Here is a 26,741-nt window from a genome sequence, read left to right as displayed (position 1 = left end):
ATCCTGACAGTATCGGTCTTTATAAAATGACCGATACTGACTGTTTCTTTCTCGATTAAAACTCGCCTTTACTCAGCAAGCTATTAGCGTCTTAGCATGCCTTTATCGATGATAAAATCGATAATAGTTTCCAAGCCGACTTTTTCTTTTAGATTTGTGAAAACATAAGGCTTCACTGGACGCATTCTTGCTGTGTCTGCTTCCATCACTTCTAATGATGCGCCAACATAAGGTGCCAGATCGATTTTATTAATGACTAATAGATCTGAGTGTGTAATACCGGGGCCACCTTTACGTGGAATTTTTTCCCCTTCAGCCACATCAATCACATAAATGGTTAAATCAGCAAGCTCTGGGCTAAATGTCGCACTTAAGTTATCACCACCACTTTCCACAAAAACGATATCAAGATTTTTGTGGCGCATTGCTAATTCTTCAACCGCGGCAAGGTTCATTGATGCATCTTCACGAATAGCAGTATGAGGACAACCGCCTGTTTCAACACCAATAATACGATCCGCATCTAATGCCTCAGCACGCGTTAAGATCTTGGCATCTTCTTGAGTATAAATATCATTAGTCACGACCGCGATTTCATAGGTGTCACGCATCGCTTTACAAAGAACTTCTAACAGTGCTGTTTTTCCTGATCCAACAGGGCCACCAACACCAATACGGAGTGGTTGATTATATTCTTGCATATAGATTTCTCATGAACGAAAAAGTCGAGTGTATTGTGTTTCATGGCGACTACTGGCAATAATTTGTGCAGGTGTAAAACTTCCAATATCTTCAGTGGGCCAATGTGCGGATTGCTCAACAATTACAGGGATCTGCTCTGCTAATGTAAACAATATTTTCTGTCCTGCACTTTGCCCTAAAGGGATCAGTTTTACTCCTGACATCACCGTATTTTCAAGCCAACCCCAAGCGTAAGCACAACATAACTTTTCAGCAGAAATATTCCATTTCACGGCAGCTAACGCAAATGCCATGAGTTGTGTCTGTTTTACACAAGCTTGTAAGGTTTCATCTAACTCAATATCTAATTGAGGAAGTAAACGAGCAAAAGCAATACCTCGTTGGCGCTCTTCTTGTCGCAACTCTTTAGTTTCACGGCTTGCGACAATAAAATCACACCAATACTTCACTTCACTCATTTTGGCTTGAGCCAAATTTTCTTGTAATCGCCGTAAGATAGGGAGCTCTAACGTTGCTAAAGTGCCGGCCATTTGGGTACTTAGCCAGTCCGCTAATGTTTGAGGACAACAAACCCAGCCCTTTTCAATCGCCCACTCTAACCCTTGAGAATAAGTAAACGATCCCACTGGTAAAGAAGGACTGACTAATTGATATAAGCGCAGATCTGCAAGCATCAATAAGCTCCCTTGTTCAAATAATTAGTGATGATGGTGATGATCGTCATGAGAGTGATGATGATGATGACCACCTGACGATCCACCATAAGCGCCCGGCTCAGGTTGGTATTTCTCTAACTCCACAACCACATTGGCACCTAAACCTCTCGCCATATCATCTAAAACATGATCATGAAAATAACGACACCAACCCGCTTCGATTTGTAATGGAACATGACGATTACCTAAGTGGTAACAAACACGAGCCAACAATAGCGGATCGTCACTATATACCGTTGAAACTTGCTCTTTTGCCGCTTCAATTGTGACTAGCGCATTATCTTCTGACAGTAAGATATCACCCTCTTTTAGCACCGTACCACGAGGCAAAAATAGCCCTGCTTCTTGCCCATCACTTAACGTCACTTTTAAACGACTTTTGGTTCTTTCATCCATCGTTAAGCATAAAGTAAGAGCTTGTGTTTCTGACGTTTCTAATTCAAGTGCTTTTTGTTTATCAATAAGTTGAGTAAATCTTTTCATTCTCTACATTCTCGGTAAAACGCTAATCAAAAGAGGAAATAGCGTTGTGCCATTGGTAATTGCGTTGCAGGTTCACACACTAATGGTACACCATCAGCTTTCACAATATAGGTTTGAGGATCAAGCTCGATATGAGGCACATAACTATTGTGGATCATCGAAGCTTTAGTGATGTTACGACAACCTTTAACACGACCAATTAAGCTCTTTAAGCCCAGTTTTTCAGGTACACCCGCGTCGATCCCCGCTTTCGACATAAAGATCATCGACGTCTGATATTTCGCTTTACCTAAGCAAGCATACATTGGGCGATAATGCACAGGCTGAGGTGTTGGAATAGCCGCATTAATATCACCCATTGGCGCATAAGCCACCATGCCACCTTTCATGATCAACGCTGGTTTCACACCAAAGAAAGCCGGATCCCATAAAACTAGATCCGCTAATTTCCCTTGCTCAATAGAGCCGACTTCGTGTGCAATACCATGTGCTAAAGCAGGATTGATAGTGTATTTCGCCACATAACGTTTAATGCGATGATTATCACTTTCAGCGGTATCACCTTCTAATGTGCCGCGCTGTAATTTCATTTTGTGCGCACATTGCCAAGTACGAAGAATAACTTCACCTACGCGTCCCATTGCCTGTGAGTCTGACGACATAACAGAAATAGCACCCATATCATGTAAGATATCTTCTGCTGCGATGGTTTCGCGGCGAATACGAGATTCAGCAAAAGCCACATCTTCAGGAATAGACGGATCAAGGTGATGGCAAACCATCAACATATCAAGATGCTCATCGACAGTGTTAATGGTATAAGGCATTGTTGGGTTAGTGGAAGCCGGCAGGATATTCGGCTCACCAACTGACTTAATTACGTCAGGTGCGTGCCCACCACCTGCGCCTTCTGTATGGAAAACGTGGATCACACGACCTGCTATCGCTTTCACAGTTTCTTCGTAGAAACCACCTTCATTTAAGGTGTCAGAGTGAATAGCAACTTGCACATCCATTTCATCGGCAACATTAAGGCAGTTATGAATTGCCATCGGTGTTGCCCCCCAGTCTTCGTGAATTTTTAGACCAATAGCACCGGCTTCAATTTGCTCGCGAACCGCTTCAGGTTGACTCACACAACCTTTACCGAATAAACCCACATTGATAGGCAATTCATCAACGGCTTCTAACATGCGATGCATGTTCCAAATACCCGGCGTTACTGTGGTTGCATTTGTTCCTGCAACGGGTCCTGTACCACCACCAATAAACGTGGTGACACCAGACACTAAACCTTCTTGTGCTTGTTGAGGGCAGATAAAGTGAATATGCGTATCAACGCCACCCGCGGTAACAATTTTGCCTTCACCCGCAACTACTTCTGTGGCAGGTCCCACAACGATATCTACATTAGGTTGAACATCAGGATTACCCGCTTTACCGATACCCACAATGCGACCATCTTTAATACCGATATCTGCTTTTACGATACCCCAATGATCTAAAATAATGGCGTTTGTGATAAGCACATCGACACATTCAGCATTGACGACTTGGCTTTGCCCCATGCCATCGCGAATAACTTTACCGCCACCAAACTTGACCTCTTCGCCATAAGTGGTGAAGTCTTTTTCAATTTCAAGAAAAAGCTCAGTATCGGCTAATCGCAGACGGTCACCCGTTGTTGGGCCAAACATATCTGCATAAGCTTGACGTGAGATAGTTTTCATTTTTTCTCACTCTCCAATTTACCCATCACCTTGCCATGAAAGCCGTAAATTTCACGCTTTCCAGCAAAAGCCACTAATTCAACAGTACGGCTTTGACCCGGTTCAAAACGAACCGCCATGCCTGCTGGAATATTTAAACGAAAACCTAATGTACCTTCTCGTTCAAATTTCAGCGCTTCATTCACTTCATAAAAATGATAATGAGAGCCGACTTGCACGGGTCTATCGCCATGATTGGCAACCTGTATTGTTTTTGTTTCTCGACCTGCATTAAGTTCGATATCGCCTAATGCTTGGTTAACTCTAATTTCACCGGGTATCATGTTATTACCTACACAATAGGATCATGAATAGAAACAAGTTTTGTACCATCAGGGAATGTACATTCCACTTGGATGTCTTTGATCATTTCTGGCACACCTTCCATGACTTGTTCCGCCGTCAAAACAGTGCGCCCTTCACTCATCAATTGGGCAACAGTTTTACCCTCTCTCGCCCCTTCCATAATGGCGCAACTGATAAGTGCAACCGCTTCAGGATAATTAAGCTTGAGCCCTTTCGCTAAACGTCTTTCAGCAACAAGACCCGCTGTAAAAAGCAGTAATTTATCTTTTTCTCTTGGTGTTAATTCCATTTCTGCTCCTAAAATTAACGATTATGTCGCCCATATACGAGGCGGCTCAGGGCAATACCCTAACCAGTGTTGTCTGACGGTTTGCCAAACTTGAGCAAAACACGCCATCATCGGCTCTGTTTGCGAGCCTAATAACCGTAAAACTAAAATACCGTCTACATCCGTTAAACCATATTCGATAACATGATCGTAAGAAGTGGAGAAATCCTCGATACTTTGTTGAATAAGGCTTTTTAATTCGTCCGTTGCGGGATAAATATAAAGTGATCCCAGCATCGGAAACTCACGCATGGCTGCCGATCTTTTTTGTAAACCATCGACAAAAAGCGACTCCGTTAATGTCAGTTTTTCATCGATATAGAAATTTAAACGCCCTTTTACATTGCCATTTTCAAACCATTCATTTAAAACGGGGCGACCAAAACATTGGATTTCCCAACCAATAAATCTGGCAGTAGATGCAATATGAATATGCGTTTCTAGGCGAACTTGGGCTTCAGGAAAAAAGATATTTTCTTGAGGTAACCACTCTAAAAAACCATTAGCCGCCACTTTTAAGGTTTGAACTTGCCGAGCAACACCGCCAGCACTACGGTAAAATTTAGTGGCTCCGGGTGTTGTGAGCAATGCATGTGCGTGAGATTGCACATCAATATTAATCAATAGTTTATCGCCACCGACTACACCACCTGGGGGATGAAGCAAATAAGTGTGTGCAATACCTTGCTCAGGATAAAAAGGACGCTGAACCATTAATGGGCCGATATGGCGCTTTTCTGTAAGACGTGTTATTTCGCGCTTTACTTCATAACGTAAAACGATTTCAGCAAGCCAACCCTTCCCTGAAAAGTCAGACATACTCACTCCTGCCAACTCGGCAAAATTATTAATAAATCAGGAAAATACGTGAATACATACAGCGCTATCCATAAGATTGAGTCATTCAAAATCAAATAGAAAATAAGCTAATGAATGTTGGATAGGGTGTGGATAAAAGACAAACAGTGATATCCTAAGAACAGGATAATCTCCTTCGCCTGTGACGCGCGATTCTACACCTTATTACGAAAAATGCGTTTTGAATAAATAACAATTTATTTAGAAAAAATGACACTGTTTAAAATAAATGTAAAAAATGAGCAGATATCTATATTGTCATATTTTACCAACAAGATTATATTCTGCTTCACTCTCATTCTGCTTTGCATGACAACACTAATTTAAATTAGAATAATCTCTCTATTTATTATTCTAGACGTGGCTTATCAGTTTATACAACAAATGAGCTAATTTTGAGTATTGTCCATTTAAGCAAGATTAATGCTTAACTTGCCTACGGTATATCGGAGATCATGGAATACAAACACATCCTGTCCTCTAACCAAATGTCTTTAAAAACGTTTTACATCGAAAACCCGATGATAGCGATGGTTAGTGGCGCAAAAGGTACGATTAGCATCAATGGGCAAACTATTGATGTATCTAGCCATTTAACGCTTATTATTCCAAAATACAGTCAAATCTCTTGCGATATAGTCAGCCAATTTACGCATAAATCGATTGAACTACACACGCTTGTTTTATGTGAAACAGAGCTTCAATCTGTTTTCTCTTTACTAAAGCCTTTAATTAAATCTAGTTCACCACTAACAAGCCACCTTCCTGCTTACCATTTATCGACTCCTGAAGTGATAAAAAGCAATTTTGGAATTTTAAAACAGTGCTTACCACTTCCACATGGCTCTCCATCTCAAGAAACCATGTTTATGCAGCAATGTTTATTTTTTATTTTGATGGCGGTGTATCAAGAAGGTATCGATATTTTAAATATCTTCCGATTTAACTATGATGAGCCTAAAAATCAGGCAATTACACATTTAATTACGCAAGATCCGCAAAGAAAATGGCATTTAGAAGATGTGGCTAAAACGCTTTTTACAACGCCATCAACGTTACGTCGGCATTTAAGTAAAGAAGGTGTCTCGTTCTGCCAGCTATTACTGGATGTCAGAATGGGGATTGCTTTAAATTACCTGACATTTTCCAATTACTCTGTTTTTCAAATAAGTCATCGCTGTGGTTTTGGCAGTAATGCCTATTTTTGCGATGCTTTTAAACGTAAATATGGCATGACGCCTTCACAATTTCGTATTCAGTCTCGTCAATCTAACGATCCCTCTGCGATAACAAAATTATCAGAGAAGATTGCTGAACCTAATAGAAAGATATTTCAAACCTTATAGAGTTATGACAAATTATTTTTCTTTAAGAAGCTAATTCCCCCCATTAGCCGCATCTGATTTAAGATCCACTGTTGCCGCTTTAGGGTATAAGCAGAAGGTTTATTTACGTGGTAAATATGCGGATTAGGTAATACTGCGGCCAATAGTGCAGCTTCATGACTTGTGAGTTGTTTCGCGGGCTTTCTAAAATAGTGTTGGGAAGCCTGCTCTACACCAAAGATCCCATCACCAAACTCAACAATATTCAGGTACACGGTCAAAATACGTTTTTTTGACCAAATAAGTTCGACAACAGGCGTCATTCCTGTCTCAAGCCCTTTTCTTATCCAACTACGACCATCCCATAAAAAGAGATTTTTGACGGTTTGCTGAGAAATCGTCGATGCACCACGTAATGTTTTCCCGTTGTTATGATTTTTTTTGAAAACTTTCTCAATAGCATCAAAATCAAAACCCCAATGTTTGGGAAAATTTTGATCTTCAGAAGCAATCACGGCTAAATACATCACTGATGCTATCTCTTTTTCACTTACCCAAGTGGAATGAGACACATAAGAGAAATCAAACTCACTCCAAGCAGAAATTTGTCTTTGAACCATAACAGCAGAAAAAGGCACTGGTAAAAAAGAAAACAGCACAACTGTTAACAGCCATAAAGCAATTAAAATAATTAATAGTTTCTTTAACTTTCTCACCAGTACCATCTGCTGTTTTACCTACTATTTATGCCATCTCAAGGACTTTCTTAACCAGTTTCTCAATACCTACCTGTGCTTGTGCAATAGATTGTGCAAGCATATACGCAGGAGTTGTGACAACACGATATTTTTCATCAACAACAATATCATCAACAGGGCAATCTATATGGACGCCACCCATTTTTTCGATTGCATGTGCTGTTTCTGCGTCATTTCCAATTGTTAATTTTACTGGAGAATTTAACATTTTTGGTAACATTACAGGTGCAATACACATTAGCCCTAATGGTTTATTTTGCTGATGCATCGCTTGTACAAATCTTAAGAGATCTTTGTTAATTTCACAGTCACTCCCTTTTGTTGCGAAATTGCATAAATTCTTCGCCGCACCAAAACCACCAGGAATAATGACAGCATCAAAGTTTTCAGCCTTTGCCTCTGATAAAGGGGATATTTTTCCACGAGAAATACGAGAAGATTCTTCCATCATATTCCTTTTTTCTGATTTTTCTTCCCCTGTAATATGATTAATTACAGTTGGTTGTAAATCATTAGGTGAAAAATAATGAACCTCAGCATTATTTTGGCTTAAAGCAAGCATTGTGAGCACTGATTCATGGATTTCACTCCCATCGAACACACCACAGCCACTTAAAATTACCGCAATTGATTTCATATCTTTCTCCGTTTGTAGTAGATTACTAGTTACCCATTTATAGGTGTAAACACCAATCGGCATCACATATTTAAATGTTTCTTGTAACAAAAAAACTTATCTTTGCTATTTTGTTGCTTGTATGATGTATGGAATAGTTTCATCCTATTCGCCTATGTAATGAGAATCAAAAAAAGCGGATAGAAAAGTTTCCCTGGTGTTGGCGCAGTATTCGCGCACCCCAACCTTCGGTTGGGGTTATTTTTTTCTAGTGTCTGATAACCAGTTTCTTAAACTTTCCACATCCTTTCTCCAATCTCTTTCTAGCTCATCTACCCACTCTTGTACATTGTCCCACCAAGCAGGTAATTCTGATGATTGGATCTGTTTAGCGAGTTGCTGTAAATGTTTTAAACCTATAGAACCCGCTGCACCTTTAATTTTATGTCCTTCCTCAGAAATCCCCTTCTCGTCACGAGCCGTTAGGTTAGATTCAAGGACTGACATATAACTTGGCATCATCTTTTCAAAAACATCTAGACCATCAGTGATTAATTGAGGTCCGACAAGTTCGATGTATTGATTCAGCATGTCTATATCTAATAATTCTTCATTTTTATTCAACAATTCCGATGACTCATTACATGGTACAGAAACCGCACCATCACCCCAGAATTTATTGATAATCGCGGTAAGTGCATCCACAGAAAGTGGTTTACTTAGCACATCATTCATTCCCGCATCCAAATACTCTTTTTTGTCTTTCAAAACATTTGCTGTTAAAGCGATAAGAGGAGGTAGTTCATTACTGTCGAATTCTTGACGTAATTTTCTTGAAATATCGAATCCTGTCATATCCGGTAATTGAATATCTAATAGCACTAAGTCATATTCATCAGGCTTAAACATCGATAACGCTTCTTGCCCTGTCATTGCTACATCGACGGTATTACCCAGTTTTTCTAAAACAGAGCAAGCAACAATTACGTTGAGCTCAATATCTTCCACAAGCAGAATATTTAAAGCTGGTAATAAGAGCTCATCATCATTTTCGATATCGTGATGCTCTTCAATCGCAGGAGCGACGATAGAGAGAGTAAAGGTAGAACCCTTACCTAACTCACTCTCAACACGAATATCACCGCCCATATGCTGTGCTAGGCGTTTTGAGACGGCAAGTCCGATACCCGTTCCCGTTGCAGAACGACCACCTTGACTATCATTGACTTGATAGTACATGGCAAAGATCTTCTCCAGCTCACTTTTTGGAATACCAATTCCGCTATCTTTCACTTCAAAGAACAACTTATCTGGCGCTTCTTGCCAAATACGCACTTTGATTTCGCCTTCTTGGGTAAACTTCACGGCATTACCGATAAGGTTCCATAAGATCTGGCGTAATCGAGTTCCATCAGAGGTTATTTTATGCGGTAGCGTTTCTTCTGCTTCCAGTGTGAATTTCAATCCTTTTGGCTGTACTAACAGTCCAGACAGATTTTCTAAATCAGAAATAAATTCAGTAAAGTCAATTGGCTGGTTATCTAACTGAATTTTTCTACGCTCAATTTTATCCATTTCAATCACGTCATTAAAAATATTTCCTAACGTAATCGCACTCACATGGATAGTTTTTAAGTAATTGAGTTGTTCTGGCGAAAGCTCGGTATCCAATAAGATACGGCTTAATCCAACAATACCATTTAGCGGTGTACGCAATTCGTGGCTGATTGTTGAGATAAAGGTGGTTTTATCACGGCTCGCGTTCTCTAACGCGTCTTGATAGCGTTTACGCTCTGTAATGTCACGTCCAAAGCCCATTAAGCCATGACGTTTACCAATACGATCATAAAACGGCACTTTGCGCAGTTCAAAACAAGCCTTGCGCCCATCAGGATAAACTAACCACTGCTCATAAGTGAGTGACACATTATGACGGAAGACTTTCTCATCTGTTTCCATCACTTTTATCGCAATATCTTCGTCATACACATCAAGTGGTGTTAAACCGATAAGTTGCTTCTCGCTTTTACCTGTTAGTAATTCTGTCGCGCGGTTACACCCTGAAAATTCATTATCTTCATTACGGTAATAAACTAAGTCAGGAGAGGCATCAAGGAATGAGCGTAAAAGTGAGGATTGTTGTTCAAGCTCGATTTGCGTCAATTCACGACGCTTCATTTCGCTTTTTAGTTTTTCGAGTAGTTCAAGGTGCGCTTTTTCAACTTTTTCGCGCTCTTGAATTTCCAAGTTTAATTGCTCAATATTCTCTTTTAATTGAGAGTTAAGCTCTAAGTCGCGCTGTCGCATTACACCCAGTTTATCCACCATACGAGATAAACGGCGTCGTGACTCTTCAAGTTGTTCAACCACAACAGAAAGAAAATAGACAGCCCAAGGCGTAATAATCAGCCCAAAGAAAATAGAGCGAACAAGGTCAATACTGGTAACATCACCTGCAAGCAAGAATGTCACCGCCATTTGAACAACCATCGCTAAAACAACTAATGCAGAAGCCAACAATAATGAGAAGCGAATTAGCCCCAGCCTCATCATTAAGTCAACGTAGTATTGGGCAAGCCCTTTGAGCAATTTCATTGAAAACTCCAATATATTGAATCTATGGAATGATAACCCAAAAATGAATTGGCGCAGTGGCGAACATTCAGAAATCTTGCTAAGAGTGGTTATTTCTCATTACTTTGTTTGATTTAACCCTCTATTTTCTCTCAACAAGAACCTCTCCGATATATGTATTCACAAAAATAATACAAAGCCCAATTACATAAACGATAGCGATATCAACGATAAATAGACCTTATTAGGAAAAATTCAATTTGTCTTTTTTTATACAAATTGTATAAAAACAATAAAAAACTAAATTTGTTATAATCATTAGAATAACTAACTACTCGTTTTTATCATTAAAGGATGTGATAAAGCGAAATGGCTTAAATAAAGTGATATAACTCACACTAAAAATAGGTATCCACCTCCTAATAAAATAGGATATTTTATTTATTTATCAATAAATTAAAATAAAAAATTTCTTATTCATCTTATTCTAGTCAAATCTCCTCATACATTGACCTCATTTTTATTTATCGATAAGTTGAAAAGGCATTGCGTAGCAATATAAAAACACTCCAAGCTAGGCAAACACAACATCACCCGATGAGCACCCATAAATTTACCTACATACTTTGAGCCAAAACGTTCCTTTTGCGCTCTGTTTTGAGGTGCCCAGTAAACTAAGTAGGAAGCAAAAAATGCTCTATCAAAAGACACAGGAAAAAGACAATTGTGGATTTGGGTTGATCGCGCATATTGAAGGGCAAGCCAGTCATAAAATTGTCAGAAACGCGATCCATGGCCTCGCCAGAATGCAACATCGAGGAGCCATTCTTTCTGATGGTAAAACGGGCGATGGTTGCGGATTACTTTTACAAAAACCCGATCGTTTCTTCCAATTGGTTGCTGAGGAAAAAGGCTGGCATTTAGCTAAAAACTACGCTGTTGGAATGCTATTTTTAAGCCAAGATCCTAATATCGCGGCACAATGTCGCCTTATTATTGAAGAAGAGCTTCAACGTGAAACACTCTCTATTGTGGGCTGGCGTAAAGTTCCTATTAACACCGATATTCTAGGCAGTATCGCCCTTTCTTCTCTTCCTTTAATTGAACAAGTCTTTGTTAATGCTCCTGCAGGTTGGCGGATAAGTGATATTGAAAGACGACTCTTTGTTGCTCGTAGACGTATTGAAAAACGTATTACTGATAGTGATTTTTATATTTGCAGCCTTTCTAATTTGGTGACGATTTATAAAGGCCTTTGTATGGCAATCGATCTGCCACGCTTTTTTACCGATCTCGCTGATCTACGCATGGAGTCTTCAATTTGTTTGTTCCACCAGCGTTTTTCAACTAACACCACTCCCAGATGGCCTCTTGCACAACCTTTTCGTTATTTAGCGCATAACGGTGAAATTAATACCATTACCGGCAATCGCCAATGGGCTAGAGCTCGTGCCTATAAATTCCATACACCTCTTATTCCTGATCTACAAAGTGCCGCCCCTTTTGTGAATGAAAGTGGCTCAGACTCAAGTTCACTCGACAATATGCTAGAGCTTTTTCTTAATGGCGGAATGGATATTGTTCGTGCAATGCGGTTGTTAGTGCCACCAGCATGGCAAAATAATCCACAGATGGATGATGACTTACGAGCATTTTTTGATTTTAACTCAATGCATATGGAGCCTTGGGATGGCCCTGCGGGCATCGTGTTATCAGATGGTCGTTATGCTGCGTGTACGCTAGATAGAAACGGTTTACGTCCTGCTCGCTATGTTATTACCACAGATAACATCATTACTTGTGCTTCTGAAATTGGTATTTGGGATTATCAGCCTGATGAAGTACGAGAAAAAGGGCGTGTCGGTCCCGGCGAGCTAATGGTTATCGATACTCATCATGGACGTATTCTCCACTCTGCCGAAACTGATGAAGATTTAAAAAGACGCCATCCTTATAAACTGTGGCTAGAGCGCAATGTCAAACGCTTAACACCGTTTGAAGAGTTGCCAGAGCAGCAAGCCACCGGGCAACGCGCCTTTGATGACACCTTATTAGCTACTTATCAAAAACAATTTGCATATAGCCAAGAAGAGCTTGAAAGCATTTTGCATGTGCTTGCAGAAAATGGGCAAGAAGCAACAGGTTCAATGGGCGATGACACCCCATTTGCTGTACTTTCTCAACGTCCTCGCCTTATTTATGACTATTTCAGACAAAAATTTGCGCAAGTCACAAACCCTCCCATAGATCCATTAAGAGAAGCCCATGTCATGTCTTTAGCGACCTGCATTGGACGCGAGATGAATGTGTTTTGCGAAGCGGAAGGTCAAGCACATCGACTGAGTTTTAAATCGCCTATTTTGCTTTATAGCGACTTTCAACAGCTTATTAATCAAGAAAGCCCTTATTACCGCTCCGTTCATCTTGATATCACTTATCAACCAACAGAATGCAATCTAGAAACTGCGTTACGCCAGTTATGTACAAAAGCGCAACAAGAAGTTCATAGTGGTGCGGTGTTATTGATTTTATCCGATAGAAACATCACTAAAGAGCGGCTGCCTATTCCTGCCCCTATGGCAGTTGGTGCAGTACAAAAAGCGTTGGTAGATAATAATTTACGCTGTGATGCCAATATCATTGTCGAAACCGCTAGCGCCCGTGATCCACACCATTTCGCTGTATTACTTGGGTTTGGTGCTACCGCTATTTATCCTTACCTTGCTTATGAATCTTTAGCTCAACGTGTTGATAGAAAAATTCTGCAAGCAAACTATGCCCAAGTGATGCTTAATTACCGCAACGGCATAAATAAAGGGTTGTATAAGATCATGTCCAAAATGGGCATTTCAACCGTAGCATCTTACCGTTGCTCTCAACTTTTTGAAGCGGTCGGATTAAACGATAACGTTGTTAATCTCTGTTTTGCGGGCGTTGATAATCGGATTAATGGTGCTGATTTTAGCGATTTTGAACAGGATTTATTTAATCTATCTAAGCGAGCTTGGTTAACTCGTTATCCTTTAGAAACAGGTGGATTATTAAAATATGCCCATAAAGGGGAATACCACGCTTATAATCCTGATGTCGTTCAAGCGCTACAAAAAGCTGTAAATAGTGGGGAATATACAGACTATCAGCATTACGCAAGCCTTGTGCAACAGCGCCCAATCACCACCTTGCGCGATATGTTAGTTCTCAATAACAAAACAACGCCTATCTCGATTGAAGAAGTCGAACCTGAAACCGAGTTATTTAAACGCTTTGATACTGCCGCTATGTCAATTGGGGCATTAAGCCGAGAAGCTCATGAAGCTCTTGCGCAAGCGATGAATACATTGGGAGGTTTTTCAAATTCAGGAGAAGGAGGCGAAGATCCGGCTCGTTACGGTACAGATAAAGTCTCACGCATTAAACAAATTGCCTCTGGTCGTTTTGGTGTAACACCTTCTTATTTAATGAGTGCGGATGTTTTGCAAATCAAAGTCGCACAAGGGGCGAAGCCCGGTGAAGGCGGACAACTTCCCGGCGATAAAGTGACTCCTTATATTGCGCAACTGCGTTATGCCGTACCCGGTGTTACCCTAATATCACCGCCTCCTCATCACGATATCTACTCTATTGAAGATTTAGCACAGCTTATTTTCGACTTAAAACAGATCAATCCAACTGCATTGATTTCTGTAAAATTAGTGTCAGAGCCCGGTGTAGGTACTATTGCTACGGGTGTTGCTAAAGCTTACGCAGACTTGATCACTATTGCGGGTTATGACGGTGGTACAGGTGCAAGCCCTTTAACTTCCGTAAAATATGCTGGTAGCCCGTGGGAATTGGGCTTAGTTGAAACTCAACAAGCGTTAGTGGCAAATAATTTACGCCATAAAATTCGTTTGCAAGTCGATGGTGGATTAAAAACAGGTCTAGATATTATTAAAGCCGCGATTTTAGGCGCAGAGAGCTTTGGATTTGGTACTGCGCCAATGGTGGCGTTAGGCTGTAAATATCTACGCATCTGCCATTTAAATAATTGCGCGATGGGTGTTGCAACCCAAGATGAAACACTTCGTCGTAACCATTATCATGGATTACCTGAACGTGTTATTAACTACTTTCGTTTTATTGCGCAAGAAACCCGTGAGTTAATGGCACTACTTGGCGTGAGAAAAGTCACCGATTTAATCGGTCGAACTGATCTGCTTTCATGCCTAGAAGGTGTTAACAGTAAACAGCAAAAACTCTCTTTAGGTGGATTGTTAGAAACAGCAACTTCACCATCAGGCAATGCGCTGTATTGTCAGGAAAATAATCATACTTATGATAAAGGTGAGTTAAATCAGCGGATTGTTGCTCAAACTTGCGATGCTGTTGAACAACAAAAAAGCCAAACACACTATTTTGATATTCGTAATACAGATCGCTCTGTAGGGGCAACATTATCAGGCATTATCGCCAAAAAATATGGTGAAAGTGGCCTATCTGCCACACCAATTAAACTATATTTTACCGGAACCGCAGGTCAAAGCTTTGGTGTATGGAATGCACAAGGCGTTGAATTAACCTTAGTGGGTGATGCCAATGATTATGTTGGTAAAGGTATGGCAGGAGGCCGTATTGTCATTTCGCCTCCTGTTGGCTCTGCATTTAAAAGTCATCATGCCACCATTATGGGAAATACCTGCCTTTATGGCGCAACAGGCGGAAAACTTTATGCTTCTGGCTTGGCTGGGGAGCGCTTTGCTGTCAGAAACTCCGGTGCAATTGCTGTTGTTGAAGGCGTTGGCGATAACGGTTGTGAATATATGACCGGTGGTATTGTCTGTGTTCTGGGTAAAACAGGGATTAACTTTGGTGCAGGAATGACGGGTGGATTTGCCTATCTATTAGATGAAGATCTCACATTATCACAACGGATCAACACTTCATCAATCGAGTTGCTTCCTGTTGCATCCTTTGCCATTCTCGCTGAACATCTGCGTGGCATGATCGCAGAACATGTCAGACTAACTGGTTCACAACAAGGTGAAAGATTACTTTCACAATGGGAATATTGGTCACAACATTTCAAATTGGTAAAACCAAAATCCAGTGATGTTAATGCGTTGCTTGGTCATCCTCGTCGTTCATCTGCTGAATTACGCGTTCAGGCACAATAGGAGAATATTATGAGTCAGAATGTGTATCAGTTTATCGACTTAAATCGTGTTGAGCCGACCAAAAAGCCATTAGCAATCCGCAAAATTGAATTTGTTGAAATCTATGAAGCTTTTTCACCGCAACAAGCCTCCGCACAAGCCGATCGCTGTTTAGGCTGTGGTAATCCTTATTGTGAATGGAAATGCCCTGTTCATAATTACATTCCTAATTGGCTAAAGCTGGCAAACGAAGGACGTATTATTGAGGCTGCTGAGCTTTCTCATCAAACAAACAGTTTGCCTGAAATCTGTGGTCGTGTTTGTCCTCAAGATAGGCTGTGTGAAGGCGCTTGTACGCTAAATGATGATTTTGGTGCTGTCACAATTGGCAATATTGAACGTTACATCAATGACACCGCTTTAGCACAAGGGTGGCGGCCTGATCTTTCTCACGTCACAATGACCGATAAAAAGGTCGCGATTATCGGTGCCGGTCCTGCAGGTCTTGCCTGTGCAGATGTTCTTATTCGACAAGGTGTGAAACCCGTTGTTTATGATAAACACCCAGAAATAGGAGGATTACTTACGTTTGGGATCCCCTCTTTTAAGCTCGAAAAATCACTGATGATCCGACGCCGTGAATTATTTAGTGAAATGGGTATCGAGTTTTGCCTCAATACAGAAATAGGCAAAGATATCTCCCTAAATACCCTAATAACACAATATGACGCTGTATTTCTAGGATTGGGCACTTATCACAGTTTAAGTGGCCATTTTCCTAATGAAAATGCTAATGGAGTTTATAGCGCACTACCTTATTTAATTGGGAATACACGTTATTTAATGGATTATGATGAAGATCCTCAAGCGCCTTATATCGATCTTAAAGATAAAAATGTGGTGATATTAGGAGGAGGAGATACCGCAATGGACTGTGTACGCACTGCCATTCGACAAGGTGCAAATAAAGTCACTTGTGTTTATCGCCGTGATGAAAGCAATATGCCGGGTTCAAAACGTGAAGTAAAAAATGCCAAAGAAGAAGGTGGAGATTTTTTATTTAATCTTCAACCTATCGATATTGAAGTCGATAATCAAAATAAAGTGGTTGGTATTCGCGTTATTAAAACTCAAAGCGATAAAACATTAATGCCGATTGAAGGAAGTGAACATGTGTTATCTGCTGATGCAGTTATTCTGGCATTTGGTTTTAAACCTGCACATTACCCATGGTTAGATGAAAATAATATTGAATATGCCTCTTCAGGCAGAATTATTATTTCAGATAATCAAGAAATACAAAATCAAACAACAAACCCTAAAGTATTTGCAGGGGGGGATATTGTACGAGGCTCTGATCTTGTTGTTACTGCAATAGCAGAAGGAAGAGAGGCAGCTGAAGGCATATTGCGTTATTTATCATGTTAAATATTTTTTATTTTCGTTATTTAAAATAACAATTTCTCTTGTTTATTATCCCATTTAATTTAAGTGGGATAATTTTTAAATATTATCTGTGAAACTAATAAATAGTATTTAAGGATCATCAATATATCTGACTAAATAATCATTCTCATTACCATTTAATGTAATTTCTAGAATAATAGTTTGATAAAAAGCGATATTCTTTTTTGTATCAAAATAACACTCTTGATCTATAGTAAATATAATTTATTTTCGTATTTTTTACTTTATCTCTTTTTATTTAACCTTTCCGTCATCTTTTAATGATAATTGTTTTACAGCATTTGTTAATAACATCACAGTCTAAAAAAATAGATTTTATTTCGGCTATTAAATTTGATAACAATCAAATATTGTCAACCTACCAACTTCATAATGGAGTCACCTAATAACTTTACAGAAAAATATAATTTATTGATGTTAGGTTCGTTTTCACAATTAATAGTATTGTCACAATTAACTAGGGGATCACTATGGTGATGCAACTTATAGCAGTAGCCGTTATTATCGTAACTGTCTATTTGCTAATAAAAAAATATGAAACCCGAATGGTGCTAATTGGTGCGGGCTTATTACTCTGTATTTTAAGTCTAAGCCCATTAGATGCGTTTGCCGCATTTAGTGAGCGCATGGTGTCTTCATCATTAATTCAAGCAATCTGTTCGAGTATGGGTTTTGCTTATGTTATGAAATACACCAAATGCGACATGCATCTGGTTCATGTTTTATCAAAAGTAATGACTCGTCTGGGCTTCTTCCTTATTCCAGCCACTGTTGTCGTAACTTACTTTATTAATATCGCAATCCCATCAGCAGCAGGTTGTGCGGCTGCGGTAGGTGCAACACTTATTCCATTATTAATCGCAGCACGTATTCACCCAGCTATCGCAGGTGGTGCGGTGTTATGTGGTACTATCGGCTCAATGCTAAGCCCAGGTATGTCGCATAATGCCTTCGTTGCTAACATGGCAAATATGGAAGTGGTTGATTTAATCGCTCGCCATAGCCCATACAGCTTAATGGCTGGTGGTATCGCAGCCGTTTCACTTGCCGTTGTCGCTTTAGTGAAAAAAGAGTTCAAAATGGCTTCTGTTACTGGTGATGCATCATCTTCATCAGCACAAGCAACGCCAGAAGCAGTTCGTCCTAACTACTTATATGCAACAGCACCTTTCATTCCATTAATCCTGTTAATTCTGCCATTCTTCGAGACTTTCAGTACATTTAAACTGTCTGTTCCTGCGGCAATGTTAATCGGTTCTATCTATGCCCTGTTCATCACATTAACTAACCCAGCTCAAATTACGAAAGAGTTCTTTAAAGGTATGGGTAATGCTTATGGTGATGTATTAGGTATCATCATTGCAGCTGCAGTATTCGCAGCAGGTCTGAAAGCATCTGGTTTAATCGACGCGTTCATCAACTTCTTAACTCATTCTCCTGAATTTGCTCGTTGGGGTGGTACTTTAGGGCCATTCTTAATGGGTATTATCACAGGTTCTGGTGACGCAGCAGCATTCGCATTCAACGAAACAGTAACACCTCATGCTGCACAATTCGGTTATGAAATCCCTGATATGGGTATGGCAGCGGCATTATCTGGCGCGTTAGGTCGTACTATGTCACCACTAGCAGGTGCAGCAATTGTTTGTGCTGGCCTTGCAAATGTTAACCCTATGGAAATCGCAAAACGTACTGCACCAGGTATGATTATCGGCGTCATCGCTGTTGCGTTATTCATGTTATAAGTGGAGAAATGAATATGTCAGCAATTACACTAGAAAAATTAATTAAATGGCGTCGTGAGTTTCACCAATATCCAGAAATTGGTTGGTCAGAATTTTTAACCACAGCAAAAATCGTTAAAGAATTACGTAGCTTAGGTTTAGAAGTTAAAGTTGGCCCAGACGTTATCAATCAAGAGTTTGCTTTTGGTCGCCGCCGTCAAGTCGTTGAAAAAGGTCTAGCTGTTGCAAGAGAGCATAAAGTTGATGAAGCTCTGCTTGATGAAATGAAAGAGCTAACGGGTTGCGTGGCTATCTTTGATAGTGGTAAAGCTGGCCCAACCGTAGCACTGCGTTTTGATATCGACTGTGTTGGTGTTAACGAAGCAACCGAAACTAAACACCGCCCTCATGCCGAGAACTTTGCTTCTTGTCACGCTGGCGAAATGCACGCTTGTGGTCACGATGGACACATTTCTATCGGTTTAGGTGTTGCTCACTGGTTAGTTGAGAATAAAGATAAAGTCGTTGGTAAAGTTAAAATCTTATTCCAACCAGCAGAAGAAGGTGTTCGTGGCGCTCGTGCGATGGCTGAAAGTGGTATCGCTGATGATGCAGATTACTTCTTAGGTGCACACTTAGGCTTTATCGCAAACAGTGGTGAAATTGTTATCAACCCAACACATTTCTTATGTACCACTAAATATGACTTCCGTTTTAAAGGTGCACCATCTCACGCAGGTGCAGAGCCTGAATTAGGTCGTAATGCGTTAGCAGGTGCTTGCCATGCAGCAACACAAATGCTGGGTATTTCTCGTCATGGTAAAGGGATGTCACGTATCAACATCGGTGTATTAAAAGCCGGTGAAGGCCGTAACGTCACCCCAGCTAATGCTGAGATGCAAATTGAAGTTCGTGGTGAAAACGAAGAGATCAACAGCTTTATGGCTGCAAATGCAGTACGTATGGCTGAAGGCGCAGCACATAGCTTCCAGTTAGAAATGGAAAGCGAGATTATGGGTGAAGCCGTTGACCTGACAAATGACCAAGAACTGATTGATGTTATGACCAAAGTTGTTGGTAAACATTCTGAGCTAACTGCGGTTGCAACGCGCCCATTCGGTGGTAGTGAAGATGCGACAGTATTAGCAAAACGTGTACAACGTTGTGGTGGTAAATCACTGTACTTCGTTGTTGGTGCTGATAGAACGGCGGGTCACCACCAAGCAGGCTTTGATTTCGATGAAAAACAATTAATGACCGCGGTTAATCTTTACACCGGTTGTTTAGAAGAATTACTGAAATAATTTGTCGGTAACATAATCCAGTAAAGCGCTCTATAGCAATATAGAGCGCTTTTTTTGTGTATAAAAAAGCCCAGTTCACTTGAACTGGGCTTTTGATTCATACTAATAAGATAATCTCTTATTTCACAACGCGCAGTGCTGGACGACCCGTTGGGCGAGGTGGTTCTGGATCATCATCTGGTGAAGAGGTATCAGCTTCAACAGCTTCATCAGTGACGAGAGATAAACCTTCGCTAGCCGGAGCTATATCGCTCTCTTCACTATCATCTTCAGCAAACTGTAATGATGCACCAGATTCATAAGCAGGCTCTGGCTCAAACATCATTCCCGCACCGTTTTCTCTCGCATAAATAGCCATAACAGCAGCCATAGGCACTCGCACTTTACGAGGTATGCCACCAAAGCTTGCACTAAATAAAACCAGATACGGCGTTAACTCTAAGTTATCTACTGCACGGGATGCGATATTTAGTACAATTTGACCGTCATGCGCATATTCCATTGGGACTTGGACACCATCAATATTCACATCAACAACTAAATGTGGTGTTAAATCGTTTTCGATGATCCAGTCATAATGCGCACGTAATAAATGCGGACGACGCGGAGACATATCCATAATCTCCATACTTTATTACCCTCTTGAAGGTAAGCGCATCTCACGCTCTGCTTCGGTTAATGACGCGAGGAAAGAATCACGTTCAAAAACACGTTGCATATAAATCTGTACATCTTTAGCACCAGCACCACTTAAATCCACACCAAGTACTGGTAAACGCCATAACAGAGGAGCTAGGTAGCAATCTACTAAGCTGAACTCTTCACTCATAAAGTAAGGATATTCTTTAAACACAGGAGATACAGCCAGTAGCTCTTCTGCTAACTGTTTACGAGCAGCATTTGCTTGCTGTTCTGTTCCTTTCTCGATGGTGTTCATTAAAGAATACCAATCATGCTCGATACGATGCATCATTAAACGGCTGCTACCACGAGCAACAGGATAAACTGGCATTAAAGGAGGATGAGGGAAGCGTTCATCAAGGTATTCCATGATGATGCGTGAATCATACAGAGTCAGCTCACGATCAACCAAAGTCGGTACACTTTGGTAAGGGTTTAGATCGATAAGATCCTGTGGAAGATTACCAGCTTCAACCTGTTCAATTTCAACACTGACACCTTTCTCCGCTAGGACAATTCTGACCTGATGGCTGAAAATATCAGTCGGACCGGAAAACAAAGTCATTACCGAACGTTTGTTGGCAGCGACAGCCATGAAAACCTCCAAGTTAATCAATTAAAGAAATGAATTAGCACAATGCCCCTTCCATTTCCCCATTCCTAAAAGACAAGCACACAAACGCAGTAGACCTAAATAAACATTTAAGTTATTAACTGCATTGGGTAACTACCTGTATAACAGTGTTATCGTGGGATAATCATATTTTACAGGGTTAAAAACTCACCTGTCTTTGCGGCACATATCATTATCAAGTAATACCAAAATAATCATTCAACAATCATTATTGTCATAATAATTTTGGTATGACTTTCAAACTCATTACAGGTATTACTATCGATATACCCATTGGCAACATTGTGAAGTCATAGAAAGAAAGACACCAAAGCTCGCTATTCTACCAGAATTCATGTTACTTAGGGGGGCTAATGCAAATAATTCAACACAATATGCCACACTACCTTAAAACTAAGATTATAATATCAAAAAATAAAATTATTTAGAAATAACATCTAAAAAATACGCTTTTTAATACTAGCGTTATCTTACATAAAGCCTGTTTTATGAGTAACAGCATCATGCTTTAGCAACATTATGTTTTTATTATTAATAAACACAAATAAGTCAAAAATAAAAAACCCGCCTGTGAAGACGGGTTTTCAACATCAAATTGATATCTAAAAGATAACAAATTAACGTTTAGAGAACTGTGGACGACGACGTGCTTTACGCAGACCCACTTTCTTACGTTCAACAGAACGCGCATCACGGGTTACGAAACCAGCTTTACGCAGATCAGAACGTAGAGTCTCATCATATTCCATCAGTGCACGAGTGATACCGTGACGGATCGCGCCAGCTTGACCAGAAATACCACCACCTTTAACAGTGATGTATAAATCTAATTTACCCAGCATATCAACTAATTCCAGCGGTTGACGAACAACCATACGCGCTGTTTCGCGGCCGAAGTAAACTTCTAGGCTACGTTTGTTGATTACGATATTACCGCTACCTGGCTTAATGAAGACACGTGCGGAAGAACTTTTGCGGCGACCTGTGCCGTAGTATTGATTATCAGCCATTGCCTATTATCCCGATTAAATGTCCAGAACTTGCGGTTGTTGTGCCGCGTGGTTGTGCTCAGATCCTGCGTAAACTTTCAGTTTACGGTACATCGCACGACCCAGAGGCCCTTTTGGCAGCATGCCTTTTACCGCGATTTCGATTACACGCTCAGGACTACGGGCGATCATCTCTTCGAAAGTCGCTTGTTTGATACCACCTACGTGACCAGTATGACGGTAGTAAACTTTGTCAGTACGTTTATGACCAGTTACCGCTACTTTCTCAGCGTTTAAAACGATGATGTAATCACCAGTATCAACGTGCGGAGTGTATTCCGCTTTGTGCTTACCGCGTAAACGGCTAGCAATTTCAGTTGCTAAACGGCCTAAAGTTTTGCCGTCTGCATCAACAACGTACCAGTCGCGTTTTACGGTTTCTGGTTTAGCTGTAAAAGTTTTCATTATTGAAAATTACCCAATGTTTAGTTACACGTTGGTGAACGCTCGGTTCAAATACTATTGAGGTTCACACGACTCTTGTGTCCAGCAAACCTACCCCTTCGAGTAGCACTGCTGACTCTAAAATGCGAGTTTTTTGGGAAATAAAAAACTTGCTGCAACGTGGGGTCGCAAGATTATAGAGAAGTCAGAAAAAAAAATCGAGTCATAATTGAAAAACAATTGAATTCTTTTTCAATATTTCAGCGAAAAAAACGAATCTGGCACTTTTTTCTGATTTGACTGATAAATTCTTGCTACCTGAAGAGAAGAATTGTTCCTTTCCAGAGCGCTTGTAAGCTGCTTAATACTTTCTATTTTCATAGAAAAAAACATCAAGCAGCTTAACCTGCGCCATCCTATCATAATGAAAGATGACTTTCTTCAAGAATTAAAAATTAAGCGAGGTGAGGTTGTACTAAATATTCTTCACTTTGCATCTCTTGTAAACGAGATAGGCAACGTTGATATTCAAAACGTAAAAAATCACCTTGGTAAATCTCGTGCATTTCTACATTTGCATTAATAATGAGTTTCACCTTGCGCTCATAAAATTCATCAACAAGCGCTAGAAACCGACGCGCAGCATCTTCATTTAATGTTCCCATTTGTTGCATGTCATATAACAAAACAGAGTGGTAATGCTTAGAAAGTTCAATGTAATCAAGCTGGCTACGCGGTTCCATACACAAGGTTGAAAAATTAACAGCGAGCACACCATTAGATGCTTTTCTTGCTTTCATAGGGCGATGATTAATGGTTAAGGTACAATCAACTTGTGGCTCACTGGTTGCCAAATGCATGAAAATTCTATCCATCTCCTGACGATTTTCATCGTTAAGTGGAGATAAAAAAAGATGCGCTTGCGTTAATGTTCTAAGACGGTAATCAATGCCTGCATCCACATTTAAAATGTCACAATGGTGTTTGATTTGTTCTATTGCAGGTAAAAAACGAGAACGTTGTAATCCATTACGATAAAGCTCATCAGGTGGAATATTTGAGGTTGCCACCAGTGTGATACCTCTGGCAAATAACGCTTCAAGCAAGGTACCTAAAATCATGGCATCAGTAATATCAGAAACGAAAAATTCATCAAAACAGAGCACATCGGTTTGTGCTTTAAACCCATCAGCAATAATTTCTAACGGATTTTCATGCCCTTGTAAGTTTTTTAGCTCTTCTTGAACACGTAACATAAAGCGATGGAAGTGTAAGCGAAGTTTTCGCTCTGTTGGCAAGCTTTGATAAAACATATCCATCAACCATGTTTTACCTCGTCCAACACCGCCCCACATATATAAACCACGTTCTGGTGCAACAATCTGTTTTTTTGTGCGAATTCGCCCGAATAATCGCTGTGTTAGCGAATTTTTTTCTGGTGGAGTCTCTTTTAATAATGCATGGTATATCTGTTGAAGGTGGAGAACCGTTTTTCTCTGAACATCATCAGGTTGATAATCACCTTGCTTCAATGCGGCTTCATAAAGTGATAACGGCGTACTAACAGTCATGAATGCCCTCTTATCCTTAATTTTCTGACATACTGATTTGTGTCTGTCGAATGCCTCTATTATAAGCATTAAGAATTGTTTTAACATCAACGTAACACACGAATTTTATATTAAGCTTAAGGATATTATTCCACCCATGCCTTTTAGCGGTTATGATGTTATAAGAATCCATCGTCCTCACTATTAGATGAAAAGGAGTTGCCATGGTTTGGGTTTATGCACTGATTGGATTAGTTGTCGGTCTTATTATCGGCGCACTTGCAATGCGTTACGGTAACAGCACCCTTCGCCAACAAGATGCTATCAAAGCAGAGTTAGACACGAAAAAAGAAGAACTTGATACTTATCGCAATGAACTTGTCAGCCACTTTGCTAGAAGTGCTGAACTATTAGATAACATGGCGAGAGATTACCGTCAGCTTTATCAACATATGGCAAAAAGCTCTAATGAGCTCATGCCTGATATGCCTGCTCAAGAAAATCCATTTAATTACCGATTAAGTGAGTCAGAAGCGGCTAATGATCAATCTCCAATAAAAATGCCACCTCGTGATTACTCCGAAGGGGCATCTGGATTGTTCAGACCCACAGAGAAAAAAGACAGTTAATATTAAAACGCCACATTTATTGTGGCGTTTTTCTTTCTACTAAATATCATAAAATGACAATTATTTGCTATGGTTTTAAAGATAGCTTTTGTCTTGTAAATCCGTGTAAAAGGAAGCAAAGCACATCATGTCTTAATGAACTTTCCTTTGTCAGTACAGGTCTTAGTGACATCGAGCTCATTTTGAGCAATAACTTTTATTTTGATAACTGTATCAAGAGACTCTAATTCATGTTGACTAAAAAAAGAAAATTATTACTTAGTGCGTTAGCAATGAGTGTCGGACTTTCACTCTCTACTATTCCAGCAACCAGCATGGCGGCACTGCCAGCGGTTATGCCATCAGGCGAACAACTGCCAAGCCTTGCACCGATGTTAGAAAAAGTGTTACCTGCGGTTGTCAGTGTGCACGTTTCAGGAACACGAGTACAAAGCCAGCAAGTACCTGAAGAGTTCAAATTCTTCTTTGGTCCAAACTTCCCATCACAACAACAAAGTATTCGCCCTTTTGAAGGCTTAGGCTCAGGTGTCATTATTGATGCACAAAAAGGCTACGTATTAACAAACAACCACGTTGTTGATGGTGCAGATAAAATTCAACTGCAAATTAATGATGGTCGTGAATTTAGTGCAAAATTAATTGGTAGCGATCCACAAACAGATATCGCATTACTGCAAATTGAAAAACCAACTAACTTAACCGCAATTAAAATGGCAGACTCTGACCAATTACGTGTTGGTGACTTTGCTGTTGCAGTAGGTAACCCATTTGGTTTAGGCCAAACAGCAACATCCGGCATTATTTCCGCATTAGGTCGTAGCGGTTTAAATCTTGAAGGTTTAGAGAACTTTATCCAGACTGATGCTTCAATCAACCGTGGTAACTCTGGTGGTGCGCTCGTTAACTTAAATGGCGAATTAATCGGAATTAACACCGCTATTTTAGCACCGGGTGGTGGCAACATTGGTATCGGCTTTGCTATCCCAAGCAATATGGCGCGTGATCTTAGCCAGCAACTGATTTCTCATGGTGAAGTTAAACGTGGCATCTTAGGTATTCGTGGTACAGAAATGAATTCTGATCTGGCGAAATCCTTTAATATTGATGCACAACGCGGTGCTTTTGTTAGCGAAGTCATGCCAGATTCATCCGCTGCAAAAGCAGGCATTAAACCCGGTGACGTTTTAATTTCAGTTGATGGAAAACGTATCAATAGCTTTGCTGAATTGAGAGCTAAAGTGGGTACTACACCGCCGGGTAAAGAGATCCTAATTGGCTTGATCCGTCAAGGTAAACCAATGGATGTTAAAGTGACATTAGAGAAACAATCGGCAGATGCAACTCGTGCAGATAACTTCTCTCCTGCACTACAAGGTGCCACATTAAGTAACTACTTAAACAAACAAGTTAAAGCAGTCGCGGTTGATTCTGTTGAGAAAGATTCTGCGGCTGCGGCATCTGGTTTACAGAAAGGCGACCTTATTATTGGTATCAATAATACGCCAATTACCTCACTAGGCGATTTACGTAAAGCAATTGACGCTAAACCGCCTGTTCTTGCATTGAATATTCAGCGTGGTAATGAAGAAATTTACCTGCTGTTACGTAATACACCGCGCTAAGAAGTAAGCTTTTCACCTATCTAATTTATTGATTTCTTTAGCCCTATAATTTCCATTATAGGGCTTTTTTTATCCCTATTTTTGATAAGAGTCATTGGCTTAAAAGGGGATTTTATGCGCTGAGCGATGC

General features: G+C 40.2%; 22 protein-coding genes. 7 read left to right on the top strand and 15 right to left on the bottom strand.

Features of this window, described 5'->3' with window-relative positions:
• Positions 1-83 precede the first annotated feature (83 nt).
• Genes ureG through EHE21_RS02890 form a run of 7 tightly spaced genes read right to left on the bottom strand, consistent with a single transcriptional unit; the run spans position 84 to position 5,123 of the window.
• Entirely contained in the window at positions 84-701 is a 618-nt protein-coding gene (gene ureG / locus EHE21_RS02920; protein WP_006535303.1) for an urease accessory protein UreG, read from the bottom strand.
• A 9-nt stretch (positions 702-710) separates the two neighbouring features.
• Positions 711-1,376, bottom strand: a complete 666-nt coding sequence (locus tag EHE21_RS02915) for an urease accessory protein UreF (protein WP_194951795.1) — start codon at positions 1,374-1,376, stop codon at positions 711-713.
• Between the two features lie 24 nt (positions 1,377-1,400).
• Entirely contained in the window at positions 1,401-1,901 is a 501-nt protein-coding gene (ureE, locus tag EHE21_RS02910; protein WP_194951794.1) for an urease accessory protein UreE, read from the bottom strand.
• Between the two features lie 26 nt (positions 1,902-1,927).
• The gene (ureC, locus tag EHE21_RS02905; RefSeq protein WP_194951793.1) at positions 1,928-3,631 is read right to left on the bottom strand and encodes an urease subunit alpha; all 1,704 of its coding nucleotides are present in this window, start codon (positions 3,629-3,631) and stop codon (positions 1,928-1,930) included.
• Entirely contained in the window at positions 3,628-3,954 is a 327-nt protein-coding gene (locus EHE21_RS02900) for an urease subunit beta (RefSeq protein WP_088493790.1), read from the bottom strand. Before EHE21_RS02900 ends, ureC begins: the two co-directional genes overlap by 4 nt.
• Before the next feature lie 8 nt (positions 3,955-3,962).
• Complete coding sequence (locus tag EHE21_RS02895) at positions 3,963-4,265, bottom strand: urease subunit gamma (protein WP_023582851.1); 303 nt, start codon at positions 4,263-4,265, stop codon at positions 3,963-3,965.
• 21 nt (positions 4,266-4,286) lie between these two features.
• Positions 4,287-5,123, bottom strand: coding sequence for an urease accessory protein UreD (locus EHE21_RS02890; protein WP_194951792.1), 837 nt, complete (start codon positions 5,121-5,123; stop codon positions 4,287-4,289).
• Between the two features lie 494 nt (positions 5,124-5,617).
• Between EHE21_RS02890 and EHE21_RS02885 the strand changes: the two genes are divergently transcribed.
• A complete protein-coding gene (locus EHE21_RS02885) occupies positions 5,618-6,508 on the top strand; it encodes an AraC family transcriptional regulator (RefSeq protein ID WP_194951791.1) in 891 nt (296 codons plus the stop codon).
• A gap of 2 nt (positions 6,509-6,510) precedes the next feature.
• Here EHE21_RS02885 and mtgA read toward each other — a convergent pair whose 3' ends face one another.
• From mtgA to arcB, 3 genes are all read right to left on the bottom strand, one after another.
• Positions 6,511-7,212: a monofunctional biosynthetic peptidoglycan transglycosylase gene (gene mtgA, locus EHE21_RS02880; protein WP_194951790.1), complete on the bottom strand. Its 702-nt coding sequence runs from the start codon at positions 7,210-7,212 to the stop codon at positions 6,511-6,513.
• A 19-nt stretch (positions 7,213-7,231) separates the two neighbouring features.
• Positions 7,232-7,882: an isoprenoid biosynthesis glyoxalase ElbB gene (gene elbB, locus EHE21_RS02875; protein ID WP_194951789.1), complete on the bottom strand. Its 651-nt coding sequence runs from the start codon at positions 7,880-7,882 to the stop codon at positions 7,232-7,234.
• A 237-nt stretch (positions 7,883-8,119) separates the two neighbouring features.
• Positions 8,120-10,456, bottom strand: a complete 2,337-nt coding sequence (gene arcB, locus EHE21_RS02870; protein ID WP_088493795.1) for an aerobic respiration two-component sensor histidine kinase ArcB — start codon at positions 10,454-10,456, stop codon at positions 8,120-8,122.
• A 671-nt stretch (positions 10,457-11,127) separates the two neighbouring features.
• Here arcB and gltB point away from each other — a divergent pair.
• From gltB to EHE21_RS02850, 4 genes are all read left to right on the top strand, one after another.
• Entirely contained in the window at positions 11,128-15,588 is a 4,461-nt protein-coding gene (gene gltB, locus EHE21_RS02865) for a glutamate synthase large subunit (RefSeq protein ID WP_194951788.1), read from the top strand.
• Between the two features lie 9 nt (positions 15,589-15,597).
• Positions 15,598-16,995 carry an FAD-dependent oxidoreductase gene (locus tag EHE21_RS02860; RefSeq protein WP_194951787.1) on the top strand — a complete coding sequence of 466 codons (1,398 nt, stop codon included), beginning with the start codon at positions 15,598-15,600 and terminating at the stop codon, positions 16,993-16,995.
• Between the two features lie 509 nt (positions 16,996-17,504).
• Positions 17,505-18,779: a C4-dicarboxylate transporter DcuC gene (gene dcuC / locus EHE21_RS02855; protein ID WP_194951786.1), complete on the top strand. Its 1,275-nt coding sequence runs from the start codon at positions 17,505-17,507 to the stop codon at positions 18,777-18,779.
• Positions 18,780-18,793: 14 nt separating this feature from the next.
• Entirely contained in the window at positions 18,794-20,062 is a 1,269-nt protein-coding gene (locus EHE21_RS02850) for an amidohydrolase (protein WP_088493798.1), read from the top strand.
• A gap of 118 nt (positions 20,063-20,180) precedes the next feature.
• Here EHE21_RS02850 and sspB read toward each other — a convergent pair whose 3' ends face one another.
• The 5 genes from sspB to zapE form a co-directional block, all read right to left on the bottom strand.
• Entirely contained in the window at positions 20,181-20,690 is a 510-nt protein-coding gene (gene sspB / locus EHE21_RS02845; RefSeq protein WP_194951785.1) for a ClpXP protease specificity-enhancing factor, read from the bottom strand.
• 6 nt (positions 20,691-20,696) lie between these two features.
• On the bottom strand, positions 20,697-21,338 hold the full coding sequence (gene sspA, locus EHE21_RS02840; RefSeq protein WP_023582862.1) for a stringent starvation protein SspA: 642 nt from the start codon (positions 21,336-21,338) through the stop codon (positions 20,697-20,699).
• 656 nt (positions 21,339-21,994) lie between these two features.
• Complete coding sequence (gene rpsI / locus EHE21_RS02835; protein ID WP_004245284.1) at positions 21,995-22,387, bottom strand: 30S ribosomal protein S9; 393 nt, start codon at positions 22,385-22,387, stop codon at positions 21,995-21,997.
• 15 nt (positions 22,388-22,402) lie between these two features.
• Entirely contained in the window at positions 22,403-22,831 is a 429-nt protein-coding gene (rplM, locus tag EHE21_RS02830) for a 50S ribosomal protein L13 (protein WP_006535327.1), read from the bottom strand.
• 434 nt (positions 22,832-23,265) lie between these two features.
• Positions 23,266-24,381, bottom strand: a complete 1,116-nt coding sequence (gene zapE, locus EHE21_RS02825) for a cell division protein ZapE (protein WP_194951784.1) — start codon at positions 24,379-24,381, stop codon at positions 23,266-23,268.
• Positions 24,382-24,584: 203 nt separating this feature from the next.
• Here zapE and zapG point away from each other — a divergent pair, with 203 nt between their 5' ends.
• Positions 24,585-24,989, top strand: a complete 405-nt coding sequence (zapG, locus tag EHE21_RS02820; protein ID WP_075671429.1) for a Z-ring associated protein ZapG — start codon at positions 24,585-24,587, stop codon at positions 24,987-24,989.
• A gap of 230 nt (positions 24,990-25,219) precedes the next feature.
• On the top strand, positions 25,220-26,611 hold the full coding sequence (degQ, locus tag EHE21_RS02815) for a serine endoprotease DegQ (protein ID WP_088493801.1): 1,392 nt from the start codon (positions 25,220-25,222) through the stop codon (positions 26,609-26,611).
• Positions 26,612-26,741 lie beyond the last annotated feature (130 nt).

The organism is Proteus sp. GOKU (assembly GCF_015475555.1).
GTDB classification, from domain to species: Bacteria; Pseudomonadota; Gammaproteobacteria; order Enterobacterales; family Enterobacteriaceae; genus Proteus; species Proteus mirabilis_B.
This window is presented reverse-complemented; position numbering and strand designations above follow the sequence as displayed.

Coding starts and splice junctions, on each gene's coding strand:
- rplM (WP_006535327.1), bottom strand. CDS start 22,831: ATGAAAACTTTTACAGCTAAACCAGAAACCGTAAAACGCGACTGGTAC.
- EHE21_RS02900 (WP_088493790.1), bottom strand. CDS start 3,954: ATGATACCCGGTGAAATTAGAGTTAACCAAGCATTAGGCGATATCGAA.
- ureC (WP_194951793.1), bottom strand. CDS start 3,631: ATGAAAACTATCTCACGTCAAGCTTATGCAGATATGTTTGGCCCAACA.
- zapE (WP_194951784.1), bottom strand. CDS start 24,381: ATGACTGTTAGTACGCCGTTATCACTTTATGAAGCCGCATTGAAGCAA.
- sspA (WP_023582862.1), bottom strand. CDS start 21,338: ATGGCTGTCGCTGCCAACAAACGTTCGGTAATGACTTTGTTTTCCGGT.
- EHE21_RS02895 (WP_023582851.1), bottom strand. CDS start 4,265: ATGGAATTAACACCAAGAGAAAAAGATAAATTACTGCTTTTTACAGCG.
- sspB (WP_194951785.1), bottom strand. CDS start 20,690: ATGGAGATTATGGATATGTCTCCGCGTCGTCCGCATTTATTACGTGCG.
- degQ (WP_088493801.1), top strand. CDS start 25,220: ATGTTGACTAAAAAAAGAAAATTATTACTTAGTGCGTTAGCAATGAGT.
- elbB (WP_194951789.1), bottom strand. CDS start 7,882: ATGAAATCAATTGCGGTAATTTTAAGTGGCTGTGGTGTGTTCGATGGG.
- EHE21_RS02860 (WP_194951787.1), top strand. CDS start 15,598: ATGAGTCAGAATGTGTATCAGTTTATCGACTTAAATCGTGTTGAGCCG.
- gltB (WP_194951788.1), top strand. CDS start 11,128: ATGCTCTATCAAAAGACACAGGAAAAAGACAATTGTGGATTTGGGTTG.
- arcB (WP_088493795.1), bottom strand. CDS start 10,456: ATGAAATTGCTCAAAGGGCTTGCCCAATACTACGTTGACTTAATGATG.
- EHE21_RS02850 (WP_088493798.1), top strand. CDS start 18,794: ATGTCAGCAATTACACTAGAAAAATTAATTAAATGGCGTCGTGAGTTT.
- EHE21_RS02885 (WP_194951791.1), top strand. CDS start 5,618: ATGGAATACAAACACATCCTGTCCTCTAACCAAATGTCTTTAAAAACG.
- ureG (WP_006535303.1), bottom strand. CDS start 701: ATGCAAGAATATAATCAACCACTCCGTATTGGTGTTGGTGGCCCTGTT.
- rpsI (WP_004245284.1), bottom strand. CDS start 22,387: ATGGCTGATAATCAATACTACGGCACAGGTCGCCGCAAAAGTTCTTCC.
- zapG (WP_075671429.1), top strand. CDS start 24,585: ATGGTTTGGGTTTATGCACTGATTGGATTAGTTGTCGGTCTTATTATC.
- ureE (WP_194951794.1), bottom strand. CDS start 1,901: ATGAAAAGATTTACTCAACTTATTGATAAACAAAAAGCACTTGAATTA.
- mtgA (WP_194951790.1), bottom strand. CDS start 7,212: ATGGTACTGGTGAGAAAGTTAAAGAAACTATTAATTATTTTAATTGCT.
- EHE21_RS02915 (WP_194951795.1), bottom strand. CDS start 1,376: ATGCTTGCAGATCTGCGCTTATATCAATTAGTCAGTCCTTCTTTACCA.
- EHE21_RS02890 (WP_194951792.1), bottom strand. CDS start 5,123: ATGTCTGACTTTTCAGGGAAGGGTTGGCTTGCTGAAATCGTTTTACGT.
- dcuC (WP_194951786.1), top strand. CDS start 17,505: ATGGTGATGCAACTTATAGCAGTAGCCGTTATTATCGTAACTGTCTAT.